At 70.5% G+C, this 19455-nt stretch carries 20 protein-coding genes; 5 read left to right on the forward strand and 15 right to left on the reverse strand.

The window, feature by feature from the left end:
• The first annotated feature begins 26 nt into the window (after positions 1–26).
• Positions 27–1259: an FAD-dependent monooxygenase gene (locus G6N30_RS09495; protein WP_134052174.1), complete on the forward strand. Its 1233-nt coding sequence runs from the start codon at positions 27–29 to the stop codon at positions 1257–1259.
• A 4-nt stretch (positions 1260–1263) separates the two neighbouring features.
• On the opposite strand, the gene G6N30_RS09500 is transcribed toward G6N30_RS09495, so the two are convergent.
• The 4 genes from G6N30_RS09500 to G6N30_RS09515 are packed head-to-tail and all read right to left on the reverse strand — an operon-like array spanning position 1264 to position 3998.
• The gene (locus tag G6N30_RS09500; protein WP_134052176.1) at positions 1264–1806 is read right to left on the reverse strand and encodes a hypothetical protein; all 543 of its coding nucleotides are present in this window, start codon (positions 1804–1806) and stop codon (positions 1264–1266) included.
• Positions 1807–1816: 10 nt separating this feature from the next.
• Positions 1817–2314, reverse strand: coding sequence for a transcription antitermination factor NusB (nusB, locus tag G6N30_RS09505; RefSeq protein ID WP_134052178.1), 498 nt, complete (start codon positions 2312–2314; stop codon positions 1817–1819).
• Between the two features lie 2 nt (positions 2315–2316).
• Entirely contained in the window at positions 2317–2880 is a 564-nt protein-coding gene (gene efp / locus G6N30_RS09510; protein WP_134052180.1) for an elongation factor P, read from the reverse strand.
• A gap of 14 nt (positions 2881–2894) precedes the next feature.
• Entirely contained in the window at positions 2895–3998 is a 1104-nt protein-coding gene (locus G6N30_RS09515) for an aminopeptidase P family protein (protein ID WP_134052182.1), read from the reverse strand.
• Between the two features lie 33 nt (positions 3999–4031).
• Between G6N30_RS09515 and G6N30_RS09520 the strand changes: the two genes are divergently transcribed.
• Positions 4032–4601 (forward strand): B-4DMT family transporter, encoded by a 570-nt coding sequence (locus G6N30_RS09520; protein ID WP_134052184.1) that lies wholly within the window; start codon positions 4032–4034, stop codon positions 4599–4601.
• Here G6N30_RS09520 and aroQ read toward each other — a convergent pair.
• From aroQ to G6N30_RS09570, 10 genes are all read right to left on the reverse strand, one after another.
• A complete protein-coding gene (aroQ, locus tag G6N30_RS09525; RefSeq protein ID WP_134052186.1) occupies positions 4598–5038 on the reverse strand; it encodes a type II 3-dehydroquinate dehydratase in 441 nt (146 codons plus the stop codon). The two genes, G6N30_RS09520 and aroQ, sit on opposite strands and share 4 nt — an antisense overlap.
• On the reverse strand, positions 5035–6117 hold the full coding sequence (gene aroB / locus G6N30_RS09530; protein ID WP_134052189.1) for a 3-dehydroquinate synthase: 1083 nt from the start codon (positions 6115–6117) through the stop codon (positions 5035–5037). The genes aroQ and aroB overlap by 4 nt, the downstream gene beginning before the upstream one ends.
• Complete coding sequence (locus G6N30_RS09535) at positions 6114–6824, reverse strand: shikimate kinase (RefSeq protein WP_134052191.1); 711 nt, start codon at positions 6822–6824, stop codon at positions 6114–6116. The genes aroB and G6N30_RS09535 overlap by 4 nt, the downstream gene beginning before the upstream one ends.
• Positions 6824–8038 (reverse strand): chorismate synthase, encoded by a 1215-nt coding sequence (aroC, locus tag G6N30_RS09540; RefSeq protein WP_134052193.1) that lies wholly within the window; start codon positions 8036–8038, stop codon positions 6824–6826. The genes G6N30_RS09535 and aroC overlap by 1 nt, the downstream gene beginning before the upstream one ends.
• A 94-nt stretch (positions 8039–8132) precedes the next feature.
• A complete protein-coding gene (locus G6N30_RS09545; RefSeq protein ID WP_234880084.1) occupies positions 8133–8549 on the reverse strand; it encodes a prepilin peptidase in 417 nt (138 codons plus the stop codon).
• A 9-nt stretch (positions 8550–8558) separates the two neighbouring features.
• A complete protein-coding gene (locus G6N30_RS09550; protein ID WP_179965617.1) occupies positions 8559–9362 on the reverse strand; it encodes a shikimate dehydrogenase in 804 nt (267 codons plus the stop codon).
• On the reverse strand, positions 9352–10599 hold the full coding sequence (locus tag G6N30_RS09555; protein ID WP_134052197.1) for an endolytic transglycosylase MltG: 1248 nt from the start codon (positions 10597–10599) through the stop codon (positions 9352–9354). The genes G6N30_RS09550 and G6N30_RS09555 overlap by 11 nt, the downstream gene beginning before the upstream one ends.
• Positions 10592–11098, reverse strand: a complete 507-nt coding sequence (gene ruvX, locus G6N30_RS09560) for a Holliday junction resolvase RuvX (protein ID WP_134052199.1) — start codon at positions 11096–11098, stop codon at positions 10592–10594. The genes G6N30_RS09555 and ruvX overlap by 8 nt, the downstream gene beginning before the upstream one ends.
• A 5-nt stretch (positions 11099–11103) precedes the next feature.
• Positions 11104–13797 (reverse strand): alanine--tRNA ligase, encoded by a 2694-nt coding sequence (gene alaS / locus G6N30_RS09565; RefSeq protein ID WP_134052201.1) that lies wholly within the window; start codon positions 13795–13797, stop codon positions 11104–11106.
• 77 nt (positions 13798–13874) lie between these two features.
• Positions 13875–14276 carry a secondary thiamine-phosphate synthase enzyme YjbQ gene (locus tag G6N30_RS09570; RefSeq protein ID WP_134052203.1) on the reverse strand — a complete coding sequence of 134 codons (402 nt, stop codon included), beginning with the start codon at positions 14274–14276 and terminating at the stop codon, positions 13875–13877.
• A gap of 131 nt (positions 14277–14407) precedes the next feature.
• On the opposite strand from G6N30_RS09570, the gene G6N30_RS09575 reads away from it, so the two are divergent.
• The 3 genes from G6N30_RS09575 to mbtM all read left to right on the forward strand — a co-directional run bounded on the left by G6N30_RS09575 (position 14408) and on the right by mbtM (position 17262).
• Positions 14408–15028 carry an antibiotic biosynthesis monooxygenase gene (locus G6N30_RS09575; RefSeq protein ID WP_134052205.1) on the forward strand — a complete coding sequence of 207 codons (621 nt, stop codon included), beginning with the start codon at positions 14408–14410 and terminating at the stop codon, positions 15026–15028.
• A 79-nt stretch (positions 15029–15107) separates the two neighbouring features.
• On the forward strand, positions 15108–15410 hold the full coding sequence (locus G6N30_RS09580) for a GlsB/YeaQ/YmgE family stress response membrane protein (RefSeq protein ID WP_134052207.1): 303 nt from the start codon (positions 15108–15110) through the stop codon (positions 15408–15410).
• 274 nt (positions 15411–15684) lie between these two features.
• Positions 15685–17262, forward strand: coding sequence for a long-chain-fatty acid--ACP ligase MbtM (mbtM, locus tag G6N30_RS09585; protein ID WP_179965618.1), 1578 nt, complete (start codon positions 15685–15687; stop codon positions 17260–17262).
• On the opposite strand, the gene G6N30_RS09590 is transcribed toward mbtM, so the two are convergent.
• Positions 17228–19426 (reverse strand): MMPL family transporter, encoded by a 2199-nt coding sequence (locus G6N30_RS09590; protein ID WP_163687908.1) that lies wholly within the window; start codon positions 19424–19426, stop codon positions 17228–17230. The two genes, mbtM and G6N30_RS09590, sit on opposite strands and share 35 nt — an antisense overlap.
• Between the last annotated feature and the right edge of the window lie 29 nt (positions 19427–19455).

Below are 19455 nucleotides of genomic sequence, written 5' to 3' on the forward strand. Positions count from 1 at the left end.
GGCGCCGGCGCGGTTAACCTGTCGCCATGCCCGCACCGACCGTCCTGATCAGCGGCGCCGGAATCGCCGGCCCGGCACTGGCACTGTGGTTGACGCGCAACGGATATCGCGTCGTGGTGGTGGAGACCGCCGACGGTATCCGGCCCGGCGGGCAGACCGTCGACCTGCGCGGCGCGGGCGCCGACGTGGTGGCCAGGATGGGCCTGCTCGACCAGATGAAGAGCCGGGCGCTGTTCCAGCGCGGCATCGCGTGGGTGCGCTCGGACGGCAGCCGACGGGCCGAGATGCCGGTGACGGCGTTCGACGGCAACGGTCCGGTGTCCAAACTCGAGATCCTGCGCGGCGACCTCGTCGACGTGCTGTACCGGGCGACGAAGGACCGCTGCGAGTACCGGTTCGGCACCCGCATCACCGCGCTGTCCGAACACGATGCGAGCGTCGACGTGACGTTCTCCGACGGCACCACGATGCAGGCGGACATGGTGGTGGGCGCCGACGGACCTCACTCGGCGGTGCGCCGGCTGGTGTTCGGACCCGAGGAGCAGTTCGTCACCCCGCTCGGCGGATACAACGCGTGGTTCTCGGCGCCCGACACGGTCGGCCTCGACGGCTGGTACCTGATGTTCCAGGCGCCCGGCGGGCTCAACGCGTCGATGCGGCCGTCGCACGATCCGTCGACTGTCAAGGCCGGCCTGTCGTTTCGCGCGGAGTCCCTCACCTACGACCGGCACGACCTCGACGGGCAGCGGCGCATGCTGCGGGACCGGTTCGCAGGCGCGGGGTGGCAGTGCGATGCGCTGGTGGCGGCCGCCGAGCAGGCCGAGGACTTCTACTTCGACTCGTTCGCGCAGGTGAAGATGGCGTCGTGGTCGTCGTCGCGGGTCACCCTCGTCGGCGATGCCGGGTACTGCGCCTCCCCGCTGTCGGGCATGGGCACCAGCCTCGCCCTCGTCGGCGCCTACCTGCTGGCCGGCGAACTGGGTTCGGCTGCAACGGATCTCACTGTCGACCGGCTACGCGCGGTGTTCGGCAGGTACGACACGGTGATGCGGCCCTACGTGGACCGCTGCCAGAAGCTGAACAACACGCTCGACCGGTACGCGCCGCTGACGGAGAAGGAGATCTCCGACAACGCGACCGCGATGAAGTGGATGCAACGCTGGCCGCTGCGGCCGATCGCGTCGCGGCTGTGGTTCCGCACCGCCGACGCGATCACGCTGCCGGAGTACTCGGCCGCCGAGGAGGCGCGGCGGCCCTGAGCGGTCACGCCAGGCAGCGCGACAACACCCGGCCGAACTGCAGCAGCCGCTGCATTTGCGCCAGACCCCCGTGGTCCACCGACTTGTGGTACCTGAACGACTCGCAGTAGAGGTCGCTCTCGGTCGCCGACTTCTGCCGGGTGCGGGTGAGCAACTGCGTGTACAGCCGCAACGTGACGTCGGAGAGCCGGCGGGTGCCGTCCTCGAGCACCTCGTATTCGGCGGTGAGCACGTGGTCGCTGATCGTCGACAACACGATGGTCCGTACCGATACGTCGAGCATGCGGCGCTCCCGGTCGCCCTCCGAACTCAGCCCGTCGTCGGCGCGCCACATGACCAGCCGGCGGCCGTCGGTGAGCACGACCTCCTGCCACAGGGCTTCGCCCCACTGCTCGTCGGTCGACCCGCGCGACATGATGAACGACGTCACCTCGGGCAGGTCGACGACGGCCCGCAGTTGTTCGAGCGCCAGCTCGGGGTCGCGCAGATAGACCTTCGCGGCATCGGTGATGCTCGAGTACGGCGCCCAGTCCTGTGGAGTAGCCATCGTGGCCGGGTCAGCCCTCCGCGCCACCCTGCGCGCCGCCGACCGCACCGCGGACCGCCTCGCCGGCGGCCCGGATCTGCGGCGTCACCAGCATCACCTGACCGAGCACCCCGTTGACGAAGCCCGGCGAATCGTCGGTGGACAGCTGTTTGGCCAGCTCGACGGCCTCGTCGACCGCGACCGGTTCCGGGACGTCCTGGGCGTGCAGCAGCTCCCACACGGCGACCCGCAGGATCGCGCGGTCGACCGCGGGCAACCGGTCCAGCGTCCAGCCGTGCAGATGCGCCGAGATCAGATCGTCGATGTGGGCGCGGTGATCGGTCACCCCACGCGCGACGGTGACGGTGTACGGGTTGAGCGCCGTCACGTCGGGCTGCGTCCCCGCCAGCTTGTTGCGCGAGGTGGCGACCTCCGCGGGGGTCAGTCCGCGCGCCTCCGCCTCGAACAGCAGGTCGACGGCGCGTTTACGGGCCTGGTGGCGGCCACGATCCGGTTTGCGGTCAGACATGACTAGGAGTTGACGCGACCCAGGTAGCTGCCGTCGCGCGAGTCCACCTTGAGCTTGTCACCGGTATTGATGAACAACGGGACCTGGATCTCGGCGCCCGTCTCCAGCGTCGCCGGCTTGGTGCCCGCGCTGGAGCGGTCACCCTGCAGGCCGGGTTCGGTGTGGGTGACCTCGAGTTCGACGGTCACCGGCAGCTCGAGGTACAGCGGAGTGCCGTCGTGGAAGGCGATCTGCACCGGCATGCTCTCGAGCAGGAAGCCGGCCAGCCGGCCCACCAGCGCCTCGGGCAGCGGGTGCTGTTCGAAGTCCTCGGAGTCCATGAACACGAAGTCCGAGCCGTCGCGGTAGAGGTAGGTCGCATCGCGGCGGTCAACCGTCGCGGTCTCCACCTTCACCCCGGCGTTGTAGGTCTTGTCGACGACCTTGCCCGACACCACGTTCTTGAGCTTGGTGCGCACGAACGCCGGACCCTTACCGGGTTTGACGTGCTGGAACTCGGTGATCTGCCACAGTTGGCCGTCGATCTGCAGGACGAGCCCATTCTTGAAGTCGGCGGTCGATGCCACGTTCGGTGAATCTCCTAATCGATGATGGCCAGTTCCTTGGGGAACCGGGTGAGCAAGTCGGGGGTGTCTCGTGTGGTGCCCGTGTCGAAGCCGACGACCAGCGTGTCCTCGATGCGGACCCCGCCCCGGTCGGGCAGATAGACACCGGGCTCCACGGTGACCACAGAGCCAGCAAGCAGTGTACCGGCGGCAGCGGCATTGATTCCCGGCGCTTCGTGGATCTGCAGCCCCACCCCGTGCCCGAGGCCGTGTCCGAAGTGCTCGGCGTACCCGGCATCGGCGATGACCTGACGCGACGCGGCGTCGACCTCGGAGAGCGTGACCCCCGCCGCCAGCGCGTCGGTGCCGGCCCGCTGCGCGGCGGCGACCAGGTCGTAGACCTCCCGCTGCCAGTCCTGCGCGCTGCCCAGCACGAAGGTGCGGGTCATATCGGAGTGGTAGCCGCTCACCAGCGCACCGAAGTCGATCTTGACGAAGTCGCCGGTCGTCAGCACCGCGTCGGTGGGCCGGTGATGCGGGATCGCGGAACTGGCTCCGGCCGCGACAATCGTCTCGAACGACGGCCCGTCGGCGCCGTGGTCGAGCATCAGCGCCTCCAGATCACGGCGCACCTGCTTCTCGGTGCGCCCCGGCCGCAACCCGCCTGCGGCGAGCAGGTCGGCCAGCGCGGCGTCGGCGGCCTCGCAGGCCAGCCGCAGGATCGCGACCTCGCCGGCGTCCTTGACCTCGCGCAGCGCCTCCACCTGGCCGGGGGCGCGGACCAGTTCGGTGTCGCCTGCTGCCTGCAGCAGGCCGCGATGTCCGTCGACGGTGACCACGTGGCTCTCGAAGCCGAGGCGGCGCACCCCGTCGGCGGCGGCGCGGCCGGCCAGGTACGGCCCGCAGGCCCGTTCGATGACGATCTCGGCGTCGGGCGACTGCCGGGCGGCTTGCGTGCGGTAGCGCCCGTCGGTCGCGAGTACCGGGGTGGTGTCGGACACGCGCACGAGCAGCGCGGCATTCGATCCGGTGAATCCGGACAGGTATCGGACGTTGACCAGGTCTGTGACCAGCATCGCGTCCAGTTCGGCGGCGGCCAGCCGATCGCGCAGTCGGTCTCTACGCTGGGAAAGAGTCACAGCCGCTGACGCTACTCGCTACGCTGTTGCGCCATGAGCAAGTGGCTACTGCGCGGACTGGTGTTCGCGGCCCTGATGGTGATCGTCCGATTGCTGCAGGGAGCGATGATCAACGCGTGGGAGACCAGGGCGGCGACGATCAGCTTCGCGCTGGTCGCGGTGTACGCGATCGTGGCGTTCGCGTGGGGGTTCATCGACGGCCGTCAGGACGCCCGCCGCAACCCCGACCCGGATCGCCGTTCGGACCTCGCGATGACCTGGCTGCTGACCGGGCTGTTCGCGGGGATCGTCAGCGGGCTGGTCGCGTGGTTCATCGGCATGTTCTACAAGAACCTCTACGTCGAGGCGCTGCTGAACGAGATCACCACGTTCGCGGCGTTCACCGCGCTGCTGACGTTCCTGCTCGCGATCGCCGGGGTGGCGCTGGGCCGCTGGCTGGTCGACCGAAAGACGCCCGACCAGCCGCGCCGGCGTGAGGGTGAGGACGACGACCGTGCCGACACCGACGTGTTCGCCGCGGTGCGGCCCGGCGGCAACGACGATTCGGCGAACGGCCAGACGTCGCCGGTGGCGACCGAAGCGCCGCCCGAGCAGCGCGCCTAAGCCGCGGCGAGGTAGCGCAGCGCGAGCAGGTAGCCCTGCACGCCGAGCCCCACGATCACTCCGGTCGAGACCGCGCTCAGATACGAATGGTGACGGAATTCCTCGCGCCGGTGGACGTTCGAGATGTGCACCTCGATCAGCGGCGCCCGTAGTTCGGCGCAGGCGTCCCGCAGCGCGATCGAGGTGTGGGTCAACGCTCCGGCGTTGAGGATCACCGGTTCGCCGGCATCGGCGGCGGCGTGGACCCAGCCGATCAGTTCGGCTTCGCTGTCGCTCTGGCGCACTGACACTTTCAGCCCGAGATCGGCTGCCTCCCGCTCGATCATCGCCACCAGGTCGGCGTGCGTGGTGCTGCCGTAGACGTCGGGTTCCCGACGGCCGAGCCGGCCCAGGTTGGGGCCGTTGATCACGTTGACCGTGCTCGTCGGCTCGCTCATCGGTTCCCTCCGATCACCGAGTAGGCCGCGGCGAGCAGCGACGGGTCGGGGCCCTCCAGCCGGCCCGGTTTGGCGAGCCCGTCGAGGACGACGAACCGCAGCACACCGGAGCGGTTCTTCTTGTCGCCCGCCATGTACTCCAGCAGTTGCGGCAGCGCATCGGCGTCGTAGCCGACCGGCAGACCCAGCGCGGTGAGCACCGAGCGGTGGCGGTCCGCGGTCTCGTCGTCCAGCCTCCCGGCGAGGCGGCCGAGTTCGGCGGCGAACACCAGGCCCACCGACACCGCCGCACCGTGGCGCCACCGGTAGCGCTCACGGCGCTCGATCGCGTGGGCCAGGGTGTGGCCGTAGTTGAGGATCTCCCGCAGCGCGGATTCCTTCTCGTCGGCGGCGACCACCTCCGCCTTGACCGCGATGGCACGCCGGATCAGTTCCGGCAGAACATCTTTGGCTGGGTCGATCGCGGCCTCGGGATCGTTCTCGATGAGGTCGAGGATCTGCGGGTCGGCGATGAAGCCGGCTTTGACGATCTCGGCCATCCCCGCGACGATCTCGTTGCGCGGCAACGTCTCCAGGGTCGCGAGGTCGACGAGCACGGCGGCGGGCTGGTGGAACGCTCCGACGAGGTTCTTGCCCGCATCGGTGTTGATCCCGGTCTTACCGCCCACCGCGGCGTCGACCATGCCGAGCAGCGTGGTGGGCACGTGGACGATGTCGACACCGCGCAGCCAGGTGGCCGCGGCGAAGCCCGCGACGTCGGTGGCCGCTCCCCCGCCCAGGCTGACGATCGCGTCCTTGCGCCCGACGCCGATGCGGCCGAGCACCTCCCAGATGAAGCCGACCACGGGTAGGTCCTTACCGGCTTCGGCGTCCGGGATCTCGATGCGGTGGGCGTCGATTCCCTTGTCGGCCAGGTGGCTTCGCACCGCTTCGGCGGTCTGCGTGAGCGTCGGCTGGTGCAGGATCGCCACCTTGTGCCTGCCCTCGAGCAGGCGGCCGAGGTCGCCGAGCAGCCCGGTGCCGATGATCACCGGGTAGGGCGGGTCGACCAGGACGTCGACGGTCACCGGCTCTGTCACGTGTTCTTCTCCATGGTCGTGTCGCTGTCGCCGCCCGGGGTTCGGCCCGCTCTGCGGGCCGCCATCACCGCGGGCGTGGGTGGTCCGTCGGTGTGTTCTGCGGCCTGCTCCCTGGCCGCGTCCCGGCGCCACGGCGGGCGGCGGCGGCGTCGCGGCCGGTTGGTCGCGGCGGCGGGGTTCGCCTCGGACGTGGCGGGGGCGGGCCGGTCCAGCCGGGTGACGATGTGGCGCACCACCGCACCGGGGTTGCGCCGGTTGGTGTTGACGCGCATCGTGGCCACCCGCCGGTACAGCGGAACCCGGGCGTCCATGAGGGCCTTGTACTTCTCGGCGCGATCGGCGCCGGCCAGCAGCGGGCGGACGGTGCTGCCGCTGGTGCGGCGCACTCCTTCGGCGGCGCTGATCTCGAGATAGATCACGGTGTGCCTGGCCAGCGCCTCGCGCACGCCGGGGGTGGTGACGGCGCCGCCGCCGAGCGACAACACCCCGTCGTGGGTCTGCAGCGCGGAGCGGATCACCTCTTCCTCGATGCGCCGGAACTCCGGCTCACCGTCGGTGGCGAAGATGTCGGCGATGGTGCGGCCGGTGGTCTCCTCGATCGCGGCGTCGGTGTCGAGCAGCGTCAGGCCCATGGCCTTGGCGAGGCGACGGCCGATGGTCGACTTGCCCGACCCGGGCAGGCCGACCAGTACCGCCCGCGGCGCCATCAGCCCGACGCCTGCGCCCGCTGGGCCGGGGCCGGTTCCCGCTCCGCGACGGCCCGCAGGTACGACGCCACGTTCGTGCGGGTCTCGGTCAGGGAGTCGCCGCCGAACTTCTGCAGGGCCGCGCGGGCCAGGACGAGCGCCACCATCGTCTCGACGACGACACCGGCGGCGGGCACCGCGCACACGTCGGAACGCTGGTGGATCGCGACGGCTTCGTCGCCGGTGGCCATGTCGACGGTCGCCAGCGCGCGCGGCACCGTGGAGATCGGCTTCATCGCCGCGCGCACTCGCAGGGGCTGCCCGTTGGTCATCCCGCCTTCGAGCCCGCCGGCGCGGTTGGTCGACCGCATGATGCCGTCGGGTCCGGGGTAGATCTCGTCGTGGGCGACACTGCCGCGGCGCCTGGCGGTTTCGAATCCGTCGCCGATCTCGACACCCTTGATGGCCTGGATACCCATCACCGCGCCGGCCAACTGGCTGTCGAGGCGGTCGCTGCCGCTGGTGAAGGAGCCCAGGCCGACGGGCAGTCCGGACACCACGACCTCCACCACACCGCCGAGCGTGTCGCCGTCGCGTTTGGCCGCCTCGATCTCGTCGATCATCGACTTCTCGGCCGCCGCGTCGAACGCGCGCACCGGGCTGTCGTCGATCGCGGCGAGGTCCGAGGGCTGCGGCGGCGGTCCGTCGTACGGCGTGGACGCGCCGATCGAGATGACGTGCGAGACGACCTCGACGCCGAGCGCCTCGCGCAGGAAGGACCGTGCGACGGTGCCCGCGGCGACGCGGGCGGCGGTCTCGCGGGCGCTCGCCCGCTCGAGCACGGGGCGGGCGTCGTCGAATCCGTACTTGAGCATGCCGGCGTAGTCGGCGTGGCCGGGCCGCGGCCGGGTCAGCGGCGCGTTGCGGGCGATCTCGGCGAGTTCGGCCGGGTCGACGGGGTCGGCGGCCATCACGGTCTCCCACTTCGGCCACTCGGTGTTGCCGATCTGGATGGCGATCGGGCCGCCCAGGGTGACGCCGTGCCGGACGCCGCCAAGCATGGTGATCTCGTCCTGCTCGAACTTCATGCGGGCGCCGCGGCCGTAGCCGAGGCGACGGCGCTTCAACTGGGCGCCGATCTCCTCGGTCGTCAACGACACCCCCGCGACCATGCCCTCGAGCACAGCCACGAGCGCGCGACCATGGGATTCACCGGCAGTCGTCCAACGCAACACGGGTCCCATCTTCCCATGGCCCGCTGTTCGCGACTAAATCCGCCGACCGGGTCACCGGCAAGGTGCTCAGGTCAGCGACTGATCGGGGCGCCGACTAGAACAGCACCAGCGCGATGGCGGCCGCGCTCGCCACGCACATCGACGGACCATGCGGCACCGTGCGCTCGCGGCGCGCCGGCAACAGCAGCGCGCACGCCGAGGTGAGCAATGGCGCACTCAGCGCGGCGAGCAGCCAGACGTCGGGTCCGAAGGCGCCCGTCAGCCCGCCCACCCCGAGCGCGAGCTTCGCGTCGCCCGCCCCCAACGCCGCCGGCGCCAGCAGATGCGTGGCCGCATAGAGCGCGAAGAGCGCCGCCGCGCCCATGGCGGCGGGCCCACCGCGGCCCGCCAGTGCCGCCGCGATCAGGACCACCGCCGCGCCGGGCAGCGTCAGCCAGTTCGGCAGGCGGCGCCAGCGCAGGTCGTAGAACGTCAACGCCGAAAGCCACGCCAGCACAGCGGTCAACGCCACCCGTCGAGGCTAAGCGCCCTGCAGTGCCGCCCTCATCGCCTCTTTCGGCGCCGGCAGGCCGGTGAACTGTTCGACCTGGGCGAAGGCCTGATTGAGCAGCATCTGCAGGCCGCTGATCACCCGGCCCCCGGCGGCCTGCACCGCCGCCGCCAGCGGGGTCGGCCACGGATCGTAGATCGCATCGAGCAGGACCGCTGTGCGCGCCAGCGTCCCCGCGTACCGTTCGGCGACGTCGGCGGGGACGGTGCTGACCACGGCGCCCGCCTCGGCCGCCAGCCCGGCCAGTTCCGCGTCGTCGAGATCGCACCACCGGGCCGGGACCTCCAGCCGCTGCGCCAGGTCGACCAGGGTCGCCGCGTTGTCCCGGTTGCGCGCGGCGATCGTGAGGTGGGTGGCGCCGAGCGCGGCCAGCGCGACGACGGCGGCAGGAGCGGTGCCGCCGGAACCGACCACGATGGCCGGCCCGTCCACCGCGCCCAGCGCGCCCGTGACGCCGTCGACATCGGTGTTGTCGGCGCGCCATCCGCGGGCGGTGCGGACCAGGGTGTTGGCCGAGCCGACCAGCTCCGCGCGGTCAGTGCGTTCGTCGGCGAAGCGCAGTGCGGCGAACTTCCCCGGCATCGTCACCGACACCCCGACCCATTCCGGGCCGAAGCCGCCGACCAGCCCGGGCAGTTGTTCGGCCGTGCACTCGATGCGCTCGTAGGTCCAGTCCCCCAGCCCGAGCTCGCGGTACGCCGCGAGATGCAGTTGCGGTGACCGCGAGTGGGCGATCGGCGAACCGAGGACGGCTGCCTTGCGCCTACCTTGCACTGTCGAGGACACCGTTGCGCTGCGCCAGTTCGATATTGGCCAGGTGCTGGTTGTAGTCCCTCGTGAACAGCGTGGTGCCCTGCAGGTCGATGGTGACGAAGTACAGCCAGTCGCCGTCGGCGGGTTGTTCGGCCGCGACGAGCGCGGGCTGGCTCGGCGAGCAGATCGGCGTGGCGGGCAGCCCGGCCCGGACGTACGTGTTCCACGGGGTCAGCTGTCCGCGGTCGACGTCGGTGGTGGCGACCTCGATGCGGTCCAGCGGATAGTTGACCGTCGAGTCGAATTCCAGCGTGCGGTTCTCGGCCAGCCGGTTGTAGATGACGCGTGCGACCTTCGCGAAGTCCTCCGGTTTGGATTCGCGCTGCACCAACGACGCCACCGTGAGCACCTGGTAGGGCGACAGGTTCATCGCGTTGGCCGTCTCGAGCAGACCGCCCTGCGCGTACTGGTTGGCGCTCGACCTGATCAGCGTGGCGAGGATCTCCTGCGGCGTGGCGGACGGATCGATGTTCCACGCGCCCGGCGCGATCAACCCTTCGAGGCGGCGGTGGTCGTCGCCCATCGCGCGCACGGGTTGGGCCGCCCATTCCGGCACGGCCAGCGCGGCGGGCGCGGCGGTCGCGGCCACGCGCTTGAGCTCGTCGGCGGGCACACACCGCTGTTCGCCGTCGAGATCCACACACGTGGCCTTGGAGATGAGCGTGAAGATGCCCTCGGTGACCGCTTTCGTCTTCACGTCGGAGACGTCGTCGAGCTGGCGGCCCTCGGGGATCACCAGTTTGCCGACCCTGCTCTGCGGATCGGTCAGCCGCTCGACCGCGTTGGCGGCGGGGATCTCGGTGCGCACCTTGTAGAAGCCGGGCTGGATCGCGGTCATGCCCGAGTTGCCTTCCGCGGCGTCGACGAACGCCTTCACCGTCGCCACCACATTGTTGTCGTGGAGGGTCTGGCCGATGGCCGTCGTCGAGTCCCCGTCGTGCACCTGGATGACGACGTCACTGACCCCGTCGCCGGCGAAGTCGTTGCCGTTGCCGCCGAACATGCTGTGCCACAGCTTGGACCCGAGGAAGACCGCCCCGATGACGACGACGATGAGGAGCCCGAGCGACAGCAGACCGGCCGTGCGCCGCTTCCTGCGGCCACGTTCCATCCGCATCCGGTCCGAGCGGCTCATCTGCCGTCGTGGCGGTCCCACCGCCACCGGTTCCGCACGGTCGCGACGCCAGTCCTCAGCCATGCCCGCCCTCTCCCGGCGCGGCCAGAGCCACGCGCCGCTGATCCAGCCAGCTCTGCAAGATGCCCACCGCCGCGACCTGGTCGATCATGGCCCGCTGCCCTTTGGCGCGGACACCGGCCTCGCGCAGCGAACGCTGCGCGGACACGGTGGTGAGCCGTTCGTCTGCCATCCGCACCGGTATCGGTGCGATCTTCTCCGCCAGCGCCTCGGCGACGTCGATGGCGTCGCGCGCCGCGGGCCCCGTCCGGTCGGCCAGCGTCCGCGGCAACCCGACCACGACCTCGACCGCCTCCAGCTCGGACACCAACTGCGCGAGTCGCCGCACATGCCGGTCGGAACGTTCGCGGCGCACCGTCTCCACCGGTGTGGCCAGCACGCCGTCGGGATCGCTGGTCGCCACCCCGATCCGTACGCTGCCGACGTCGATACCGATGCGCCGTCCGCGGCCCGGGTCGCCCTCTCCGGGGCGGTCCGGGAGGCGGTGGTCGCTGTCGGTCACGGGGGTCAACTCCTGTCGATCTCGGCACGCAACGCGGCCAATGCCGCGTCGATGCCCGCCGCCCCCTTACCGGAACCCTGCGCCAGATCGGCCTTGCCGCCCCCACGGCCGTTCACCGCCGCGCCGAACTGTTTGACCAGTTCGTTGGCGCGGAGCCCCAGGTCCTGCGCGGCCGGATTGACGGCCACCACGAAGGGCACGGTGTCGTTCTCGCCCTCGGCGATCAGCGCGACGACGGCCGGGTCGCCGCCCAGCTTGCCGCGGATGTCGCCGACGAGTGTGCGAAGATCGCCCGCCGACATACCGCCGGCCATCCGCTGCGCCACGAGTCGGACCTTACCGACGAGCTCGGCGCCCGCGACAGCGTTGACCGCCGCGGCGCGCGCATTCGCCAGCCGCAGGCGGTCGAGCTCTTTCTCCGCTGCGCGCAGTCGCTCGACGAGGCCGGCCACGCGCGCCGGAACCTCTTCGGACGGCACCTTCAGCGAGGACGCCAGTCCCGCCATCAGCGCGCGTTCCTTGGCCAGGTGGCGGAACGAGTCCAGGCCGACGTAGGCCTCGACGCGACGCACACCGGATCCCACCGACGATTCGCCGAGGATGGTGACGGGCCCGATCTGGGCGGAGCTGCGCACGTGGGTGCCGCCGCACAGTTCGAGCGAGAACGGACCGCCGATCTCGACCACCCGCACCTCGTCGGGATAGGCCTCGCCGAACAGCGCCATCGCGCCCATCGACTTCGCCTTCTCGAGGTTGGTGGTGAAGCTGTGCACCTCGAAGTCGGCCTCGACGGCCTCGTTCGTCACCTCTTCGATCTGCGTGCGCTGCTCGTCGCTCAGCGCACCCTGCCAGTTGAAGTCGAAGCGCAGGTAGCCCGGGCGGTTGAGGGAACCTGCCTGTACGGCGTTGGGGCCGAGGACCTGTCGTAGCGCGGCATGCACCATGTGGGTTCCGGAGTGGCCCTGAGTGGCGCCGTGCCGCCAGCGCGGGTCGACGGCCGCCACCACGGTGTCGCCCTCGACGAACTCACCGGACTCGACGGTGACCCGGTGCACCCACAGGGTCTTGGCGATTTTCTGCACGTCGGAGACGGCGGCCTTGGCGGTCCCCGAGGCGCCGGTGCCGGTGATGGTGCCCTCGTCGGCGATCTGCCCACCGGATTCGGCGTAGAACGGGCTGCGGTCCAGGACGAGCTCGATGCGGCCCTCGGCGGTGGCGGTGTCGTGTCCGGCGACGGGCACCCGCCTGCCGTCGACGAAGATCCCGAGGATCCGGGCCTCGGTGGTCAGCTCGTCGAATCCGGTGAACTCGGTCGGGTGCGTGTCGACCAGGTCGCGGTAGGCGGTGAGGTCGGTGTGCGCTTGCTTGCGGGCGGCGGCGTCGGCCTTGGCGCGCTGCCGCTGCTCGGCCATCAGCCCGCGGAAGCCTTCTTCGTCGACCGAGAGGCCGGCCTCGGCGGCCATCTCGAGGGTGAGTTCGATCGGGAAGCCGTACGTGTCGTGCAGCGTGAACGCATCGGATCCGGACAGCACGGTGGTGCCGGAGGACTTCGTCGCGCGGGCAGCGTCGTCGAACAGCCGCGAGCCGGAGGCCAGCGTCCGGTTGAACGCGGTCTCCTCGGCGACCGCGATGCGCTGGATGCGGTCGAAGTCCCGGTCCAGTTCCGGGTACGAGGGGCTCATCGCGTCGCGCACCGTCGCCATCAGCTCGGCCATCACGGGCTGTTCGACGCCGAGCAGTTTGGCGGCCCGGATGATGCGGCGCAGCAGACGGCGCAGCACATAGCCGCGTCCTTCGTTACCGGGGCTGATGCCGTCGCCGATGATGATCGCGGCGGTGCGGCTGTGGTCGGCGATGATCCGGTAGCGCACGTCGTCGGTGTGGTTGCCCTGCCCGTATCCGCGGGGGGCGATGCCGGCGACCAGATCGATCACCGGGCGCAGCAGGTCGGTCTCGTAGACGTTGTCGACGTCCTGCAGCAGGCAGGCCACCCGCTCCACACCCATGCCGGTGTCGATGTTCTTGCGCGGCAACGGCCCCAGGATCTCGAAGTCCTCCTTCGAGGTGCCCTCACCGCGCTCGTTCTGCATGAACACGAGATTCCAGATCTCGATGTAGCGGTCCTCGTTCGCCTCGGGTCCGCCCTCGACGCCGTACGCGGGTCCGCGGTCGTAGTAGATCTCCGAGGACGGGCCGCAGGGTCCGGGAATCCCCATCGACCAGTAGTTGTCGGCCATCCCGCGCCGCTGGATGCGCTCGAGCGGCAGCCCGGCCACCTCCTGCCACAGCTGGATCGCCTCGTCGTCGTCGAGATAGACCGTCGCCCACAGTCTTTCGGGATCGAAGCCGTACCCGCCCTGGTCCTGCGGATTGGTCAGCAGGGTCCAGGCGAACTCGATGGCGCCCTTCTTGAAGTAGTCGCCGAAGGAGAAGTTGCCGGCCATCTGGAAGAAGGTGTTGTGCCGGGTGGTGATGCCGACCTCGTCGATGTCGGGCGTCCGGATGCACTTCTGCACGCTGACCGCGCGGTCCCACGGCGGTGTGCGCTGACCGAGGAAGTAAGGGACGAACTGCACCATGCCGGCGTTGACGAACAGCAGGTTGGGGTCGTCGAGGATCACCGAGGCGCTCGGCACCTCGGTGTGGCCCGCTTTCACGAAGTGATCGAGGAAGCGCTTCCTGATCTCGTGTGTCTGCACGTCTGAGGCATCCTTATTGGGGTTCGGTTAATTCGACCGATCTACAGTACCCGCCGCCGTCACGGCGACGACCGCGCTCAGGCGCCGAGGAAGCTCAGCCGCACCGAACGGCGCGGATTGTCCCGGTTGAGGTCGACGAGCACGACGCTCTGCCAGGTGCCCAGCAGCGGTTCGCCGTTGCGGACCGGCACCGTCACCGACGGCGACACCAGGGCGGGCAGCACGTGGTCGGCCCCATGCCCCGGCGACCCGTGCGCATGCCGGTAGCGGTCGTCGCGCGGCAGCAACCGCTCGAGCGTGTCGAGCAGGTCGTCGTCGGACCCGGATCCGGTCTCCATCAGCGCCACTCCCGCGGTGGCGTGCGGCACGAACACGTTGCACAGGCCATCCCGGTGCTGCGCGCAGAACGACCGGACGGCATCGGTCAGATCGACGATGCGGCGCCGGGAGGTGTCCACGTCGAGCAGGTCGGTGTCCATGAGCCCCAGGGTAGAAGCCGCATCCGCAGGCCCGCGTACAGACCATTGCCCCGCCCGGTGCCGCAGAGGACAGTGAGAGGGGAACCGGTGGCGCCACCGGGGCGCTGCCCCGTCACCCAAGGGGGTGAGCTGTGTTCGCACGCACAACCACTATCGAGGCCCGACCGGGCGCCGTGGACGCCGGTATCACCCACATCCGCAACGAGGTGATGCCCGCACTGCGCGACATCCCCGGCTGCGTCGGGCTGTCGCTGTTGGTGGATCGGGAATCCCACCGCTGCATCGCGACCACCGCCTGGGAGTCGGCCGAGGCGATGCGCGACGCCGCCGAGCAGGTGAAACCGTTGCGCGACCGTGCCGCCCGCGCCTTCGGCGGCACTCCTCTGGTCGAGGAGTGGGAGATCGCGGTCCTGCATCGCGACCACCGTGCGGGCGCGGGCGCCGGGGTACGGGCGACCTGGTTGAAGGCCCGCCCCGAACAATTCGACCAGGCGATCGAGTTCTACCGTGCCGAGGTGCTGCCGTCGATCGAGCAACTCGAGGGGTTCTGCAGCGCCAGCCTGATGATCGACCGCACCACCGGGCGGGCCGTGTCCTCGGCCTCCTTCGACACCATGAGCGCGATGAACCGCAACCGGGACCAGGCCCGCTCGCTGCGCACCGCCCGGTTGCGCGACCTTGGCGCCGACCAGCTCGATGTCGGCGAGTTCGAGCTGGCGATCGCGAGCCTGCGCGTGCCCGAAATGGCCTGACGCGCAGGCGTTTGACGCACGCGTTTATTCGGGTCGGCGGCCGGGTATCTCCGCTGCACCCCAACCTCTTGGAGGAACCATGACAGTTACCGGCATTATCAGCGCAATTCTCATCGGCATCGTCGTCGGTGCACTCGGCCGCCTGTTGCTGCCGGGCAAGCAGAACATCGGCATCCTGATCACCATCGCGGTCGGCATCGTGTCGGCTCTCATCGGCACGGCGATCGCGCGGGCGATCGGCATCCCGACCGCCACCAGCGGCATCGACTGGATGGAACTGCTGGTCCAGGTCGTGGTCGCGGTGATCGGTGTGGCCCTGGTGGCCGCGCTGATGGGCCGTCGCCGCGGCGCGGTGGGCGGCCGGCGCACCATGATGCGCTGATCGACAACCCGGCGGAGCCCGGTCGACATTGGTCGGCCGGGCTTTGCTTTGGGCGTAGGCCGGCACACCGGCTTCGTACGCTGATCCGTTCGTCCGCTATGACCTGCGCGACGCGAGGGTAGGTCAGCGTAGCCTTACTTACGTTCACGTTGTACTGTGCGGGCGTGACGCTGAGGACTGACCGGACCGCTCGATCCGAGCGCGTCCCCCGCACACCGAGCGAACGTCGCGACGTTTGCCACCGACCGGCGAACCGGGAGCGGCGGTGACCTCGCTGGCCTCGGCGCTCACCGAGTCGCTCACCTCCAGCGGCACCGATCTCGTGCTGCTCGACCGCGAGAGCGGATCGTGGCTGCGCCACCCGTGGGCCGAGGTGCACACCCGGGCCACCAACGTCGCGGACCGTATCGCCGACGCCGACGCGGCCGCGGTGGGCGTGGTCGGCGAACCGACCGTCGAGTTCATCGCGGCGATCTTCGGCGCCTTCCTCGCCGGTCGCGGCGTCTCGGTGCTGCCCGGACCGGTCCGTGGCGCCGCCGCCGACCAGTGGGCGCACACCACGCTCGCCCGGTTCGCCGGCGCGGGCGTGAGCCACGTGCTCAGTCACGGCGTTCACCTCGAGCAACTGCGCTCGGCGGAGTCCCCCGACGCCGCGGTGCAGGACGTGACGGCGTGGGCCGGAGCTTCGCGGTCCGGACCGTTCGCCGCGCCGGCGCCGTCCGGCGACGTCGCGATCCTGCAAGGCACGGCCGGCTCCACCGGCACTCCGCGGACGGTGCGGCTGTCACCGGACGCCGTGCTGGCCAACCTCACCGGGATCAACCTCCGCACCGACGTCCGACCGGGCGATGTCGGATGTTCGTGGCTGCCGCTGTACCACGACATGGGGTTGAGCTTCCTGCTCTCCGGGGCGCTCGCGGGCGTCGAGACCTGGCAGGCCCCCACGACGGCGTTCCAGGCGTCGCCGTTCCGCTGGCTGAACTGGCTCAGCGACAGCCGTGCGACCATCACCGCGGCGCCGAACATGGCCTTCGGGATGATCGGCAAGTACGCGCGCCGGGTCGCCGGCGTCGATCTGTCGAGCGTCCGGTTCGCGCTCAACGGCGGCGAACCGGTCGACTGCGAGTTGACGTCGCTGTTCGCCACCGAGATGGCCCGTTTCGGCTTCTCCGCCGGAGCGTTGGCACCGTCGTACGGCCTGGCGGAGTCGACGTGCGCGGTCACGGTCCCGATGCCCGGCGACGGGTTGCGCACCGACGAGGTGGTGGTGCACACCGAGGGGGGCACATCCGTGCGCCGGCATGCGGTGCTCGGGCACGCGATCGCCGGCATGCACGTGCGGATCACACCGCGCGACGCGGAATCCGAGGTGGCCGGCCGCGACGTCGGTGAGATCGAGATACGCGGTTCTTCGATGATGTCGGGCTACGTCGGCAACGATCCCCGCGATGTCGAAAGTTGGTTTCCGACAGGCGATCTCGGCTACTTCGTGGACGGCGGACTGGTGGTGTGCGGCCGAGCCAAGGAACTCATCACGGTGGCGGGCCGCAACATCTTCCCGGCCGAGGTGGAGCGGATCGCCGCCCAGGTGCAGGGGGTGCGTGAAGGCGCGGTCGTCGCGGTGGGCACCGGCGAGGGTTCGATCCGGCCCGGTCTGGTGATCGCCGCGGAGTTCCGCGGGCGCGACGAGGCCGGTGCGCGTACGGAACTGGTCCAGCAGGTGGCGTCGCAGTGCGGTGTGGTGCCGTCGGACGTGGTGTTCGTCAAACCGGGGTCGCTGCCGCGGACGTCGTCGGGCAAGCTGCGCCGGCTGGCGGTCAAGCAGAGCCTGGAACAGGGGCTCCCTCACTGATCCCGAACCGGCCGTGCACGCGCGCCAACGGTTTCGGGGACCACCAGTTCCACCGGCCCAGCACGCGCATGAACGCCGGCACCAGCACCATCCGCACCAGCGTGGCGTCGGCGAGGACCGCGAGGCTCAGGCCGAGACCGAACATCCGCATGAACGACACGTTCGCCGCGATCAACGCCGCGAAGCTGATCGACATCACCAGCGCTGCCGCGGTGACCACCCGGCCGGTGTGCGCCAGCCCGAGCGCCACGCTCTCGGACACGTCGGCGGCGGTGCGTCCGGAGGCCAGCCAGAACTCGCGAATCCGGGACATCAGGAACACCTCGTAGTCCATCGACAGCCCGAACGCGATGCAGAACAACAGCACCGGGATGTTGGCCACCAGCGTCCCGGTCGACGTGGTGCCCAGCCCGCCGAGGTGCCCCTCCTGGAAGATCCAGACCATGGCACCGAACGCCGCGCTCAGCGACAACACGTTGAGTAGCAACGCTTTCAGCGGCAGCACGACGCTGCCGGTCAGCAGGAACAGCAGGCAGAACGTGGACACCGCGATCAGCCCGAGCACCAACGGCAGCCGCGAGGTGATGGCGGCGACGCTGTCGCGGTTGCTCGGCGCCACCCCGGCCAGTTCGACCGCGCGCCCGGCCGGTCCCGGCACCTCGTGCAGCCGGTCCAGCTGTGCCGCAGAGCGATCCGAGAACAGCGGCGCGTCGGTGGACACCGTGAGGAACGCGCTGCCCTCGCGCACCCCGGTGGCGGCCGTGGGCGGCCCGACCCGCTGTCCGGCGGCGTACGTGCCCGAGGGCGCGGACACCGACGACACGTCCGCCACCCGCGACACGTCGGCGGCGTAGCGGCTCAGCTGGGCTTCGCTGACTCCGCGAACGTCGGGGATCACCATGCTGACGGCCGTCGCCGGGTCGCTGGCGAAGCCGTCGCGCAGCTGGTCGCCCACCTCGTGCGCGGACGCCGACTGCGGCAGGACGCGATCGTCGGGCAGCCCCCACCGCACGCCGAGGAACGGCAGTCCGAGCAGGACGAGCACCACGATGCCGGCCAATCCGACCGGCACGGCACGGCGCATCACGAAAATTGTGGAGCGATACCAGAACTGACGCTCGACGGGCTTGGGCTCCGGTGCGTCGATCCGGTCGCCGAGGAGCGCGATCGCGGCCGGGGTCAGCACCAGGGCGGCCAGCGCCGCGAACACGACGGTCGCCACCCCGGCATAGGCGAACGACTTGAGGAAGTACATCGGGAACAGCACCATCGTGAGCATCGGCAGCGCCACCGTCGTCGCGGAGAACACCACGGTGCGGCCCGCGGTGACCATCATGCCGGTCAGCGCCGTCGCCCGGTCCGCGCCCGCCGCCAGCTCGTCGCGGTACCTGCTGACCATCAGCAGGGTGTAGTCGATCGCCAGCGCCAGTCCCATGGCCATGCAGAGGTTCAGCGCGAAAATCGACACGTCGGTGAAGAACGTGATGACGTGCAGCACCGCCAGTGACCCGACGATCGCGACCAGGCCGACGCACACCGGGACCGCCGCGGCCGGCAGCCCGCCGAACACCCAGACCAGCACCAGGAAGCTCAGCGGGATCGCGATCGACTCCATCAGCAGCAGGTCGTGCTGGGTCTGGGCGGTGACCTGCCTGTTGACCATCGCGACGCCACCGGCGCGCACGCTCACCCCGTCGCGTTCGCTGCGCTCGCCCCCGATCGCCTGCACGAGCGCCTCGGCGTTGCTGTCGGAATGCTCCTGCCCGCCGGTGATTCCGGCGATCACCAGCCCGGTGCGGCCGTCGTCGCTGATCAGTTCGCGGGCGGCGGGCTCGGCGGCGGTCCAGGCCGACGTCACCGACGCGACGTACGGTGAGCCGTGCAGCGTGTCGACGATGTCGGCGCCGACCGCCCTGGCGGCGCCGCCCGCCGCGCCCTGCGGTGAGGTGACGGTGATGAGCAGCTGGGCGTCGCCCTGGTGGAACCGTTGCGCCAGCAGTGCTGCGGCTCGGGAGGATTCGGCCGACGGATCCTGGAAGCCTCCGGCGGCCAGCTTTCCTGCGACCGGGACGCCGAACACCGCGGCCGCCACCGCCGCCAGCAGTGCGGCGGCGATGATGCGTCGCGGCGCGGCAAGGGACAGGGCGGCGATTCGGGCCAACACGCCACGCTGGGGCACGGCGACATGGTGCC

Origin of the sequence: Mycolicibacterium litorale (genome assembly GCF_010731695.1) — a bacterium.
Classification (GTDB): domain Bacteria; phylum Actinomycetota; class Actinomycetes; order Mycobacteriales; family Mycobacteriaceae; genus Mycobacterium; species Mycobacterium litorale.

Bases quoted from the DNA above. Each gene is read 5' to 3' on its own strand.
- G6N30_RS09495 (WP_134052174.1), top strand. From the start codon at position 27: ATGCCCGCACCGACCGTCCTGATCAGCGGCGCCGGAATCGCCGGCCCG.
- G6N30_RS09500 (WP_134052176.1), bottom strand. From the start codon at position 1,806: ATGGCTACTCCACAGGACTGGGCGCCGTACTCGAGCATCACCGATGCC.
- nusB (WP_134052178.1), bottom strand. From the start codon at position 2,314: ATGTCTGACCGCAAACCGGATCGTGGCCGCCACCAGGCCCGTAAACGC.
- G6N30_RS09520 (WP_134052184.1), top strand. From the start codon at position 4,032: ATGAGCAAGTGGCTACTGCGCGGACTGGTGTTCGCGGCCCTGATGGTG.
- aroQ (WP_134052186.1), bottom strand. From the start codon at position 5,038: ATGAGCGAGCCGACGAGCACGGTCAACGTGATCAACGGCCCCAACCTG.
- G6N30_RS09535 (WP_134052191.1), bottom strand. From the start codon at position 6,824: ATGGCGCCGCGGGCGGTACTGGTCGGCCTGCCCGGGTCGGGCAAGTCG.
- G6N30_RS09555 (WP_134052197.1), bottom strand. From the start codon at position 10,599: ATGGCTGAGGACTGGCGTCGCGACCGTGCGGAACCGGTGGCGGTGGGA.
- G6N30_RS09570 (WP_134052203.1), bottom strand. From the start codon at position 14,276: ATGGACACCGACCTGCTCGACGTGGACACCTCCCGGCGCCGCATCGTC.
- G6N30_RS09580 (WP_134052207.1), top strand. From the start codon at position 15,108: ATGACAGTTACCGGCATTATCAGCGCAATTCTCATCGGCATCGTCGTC.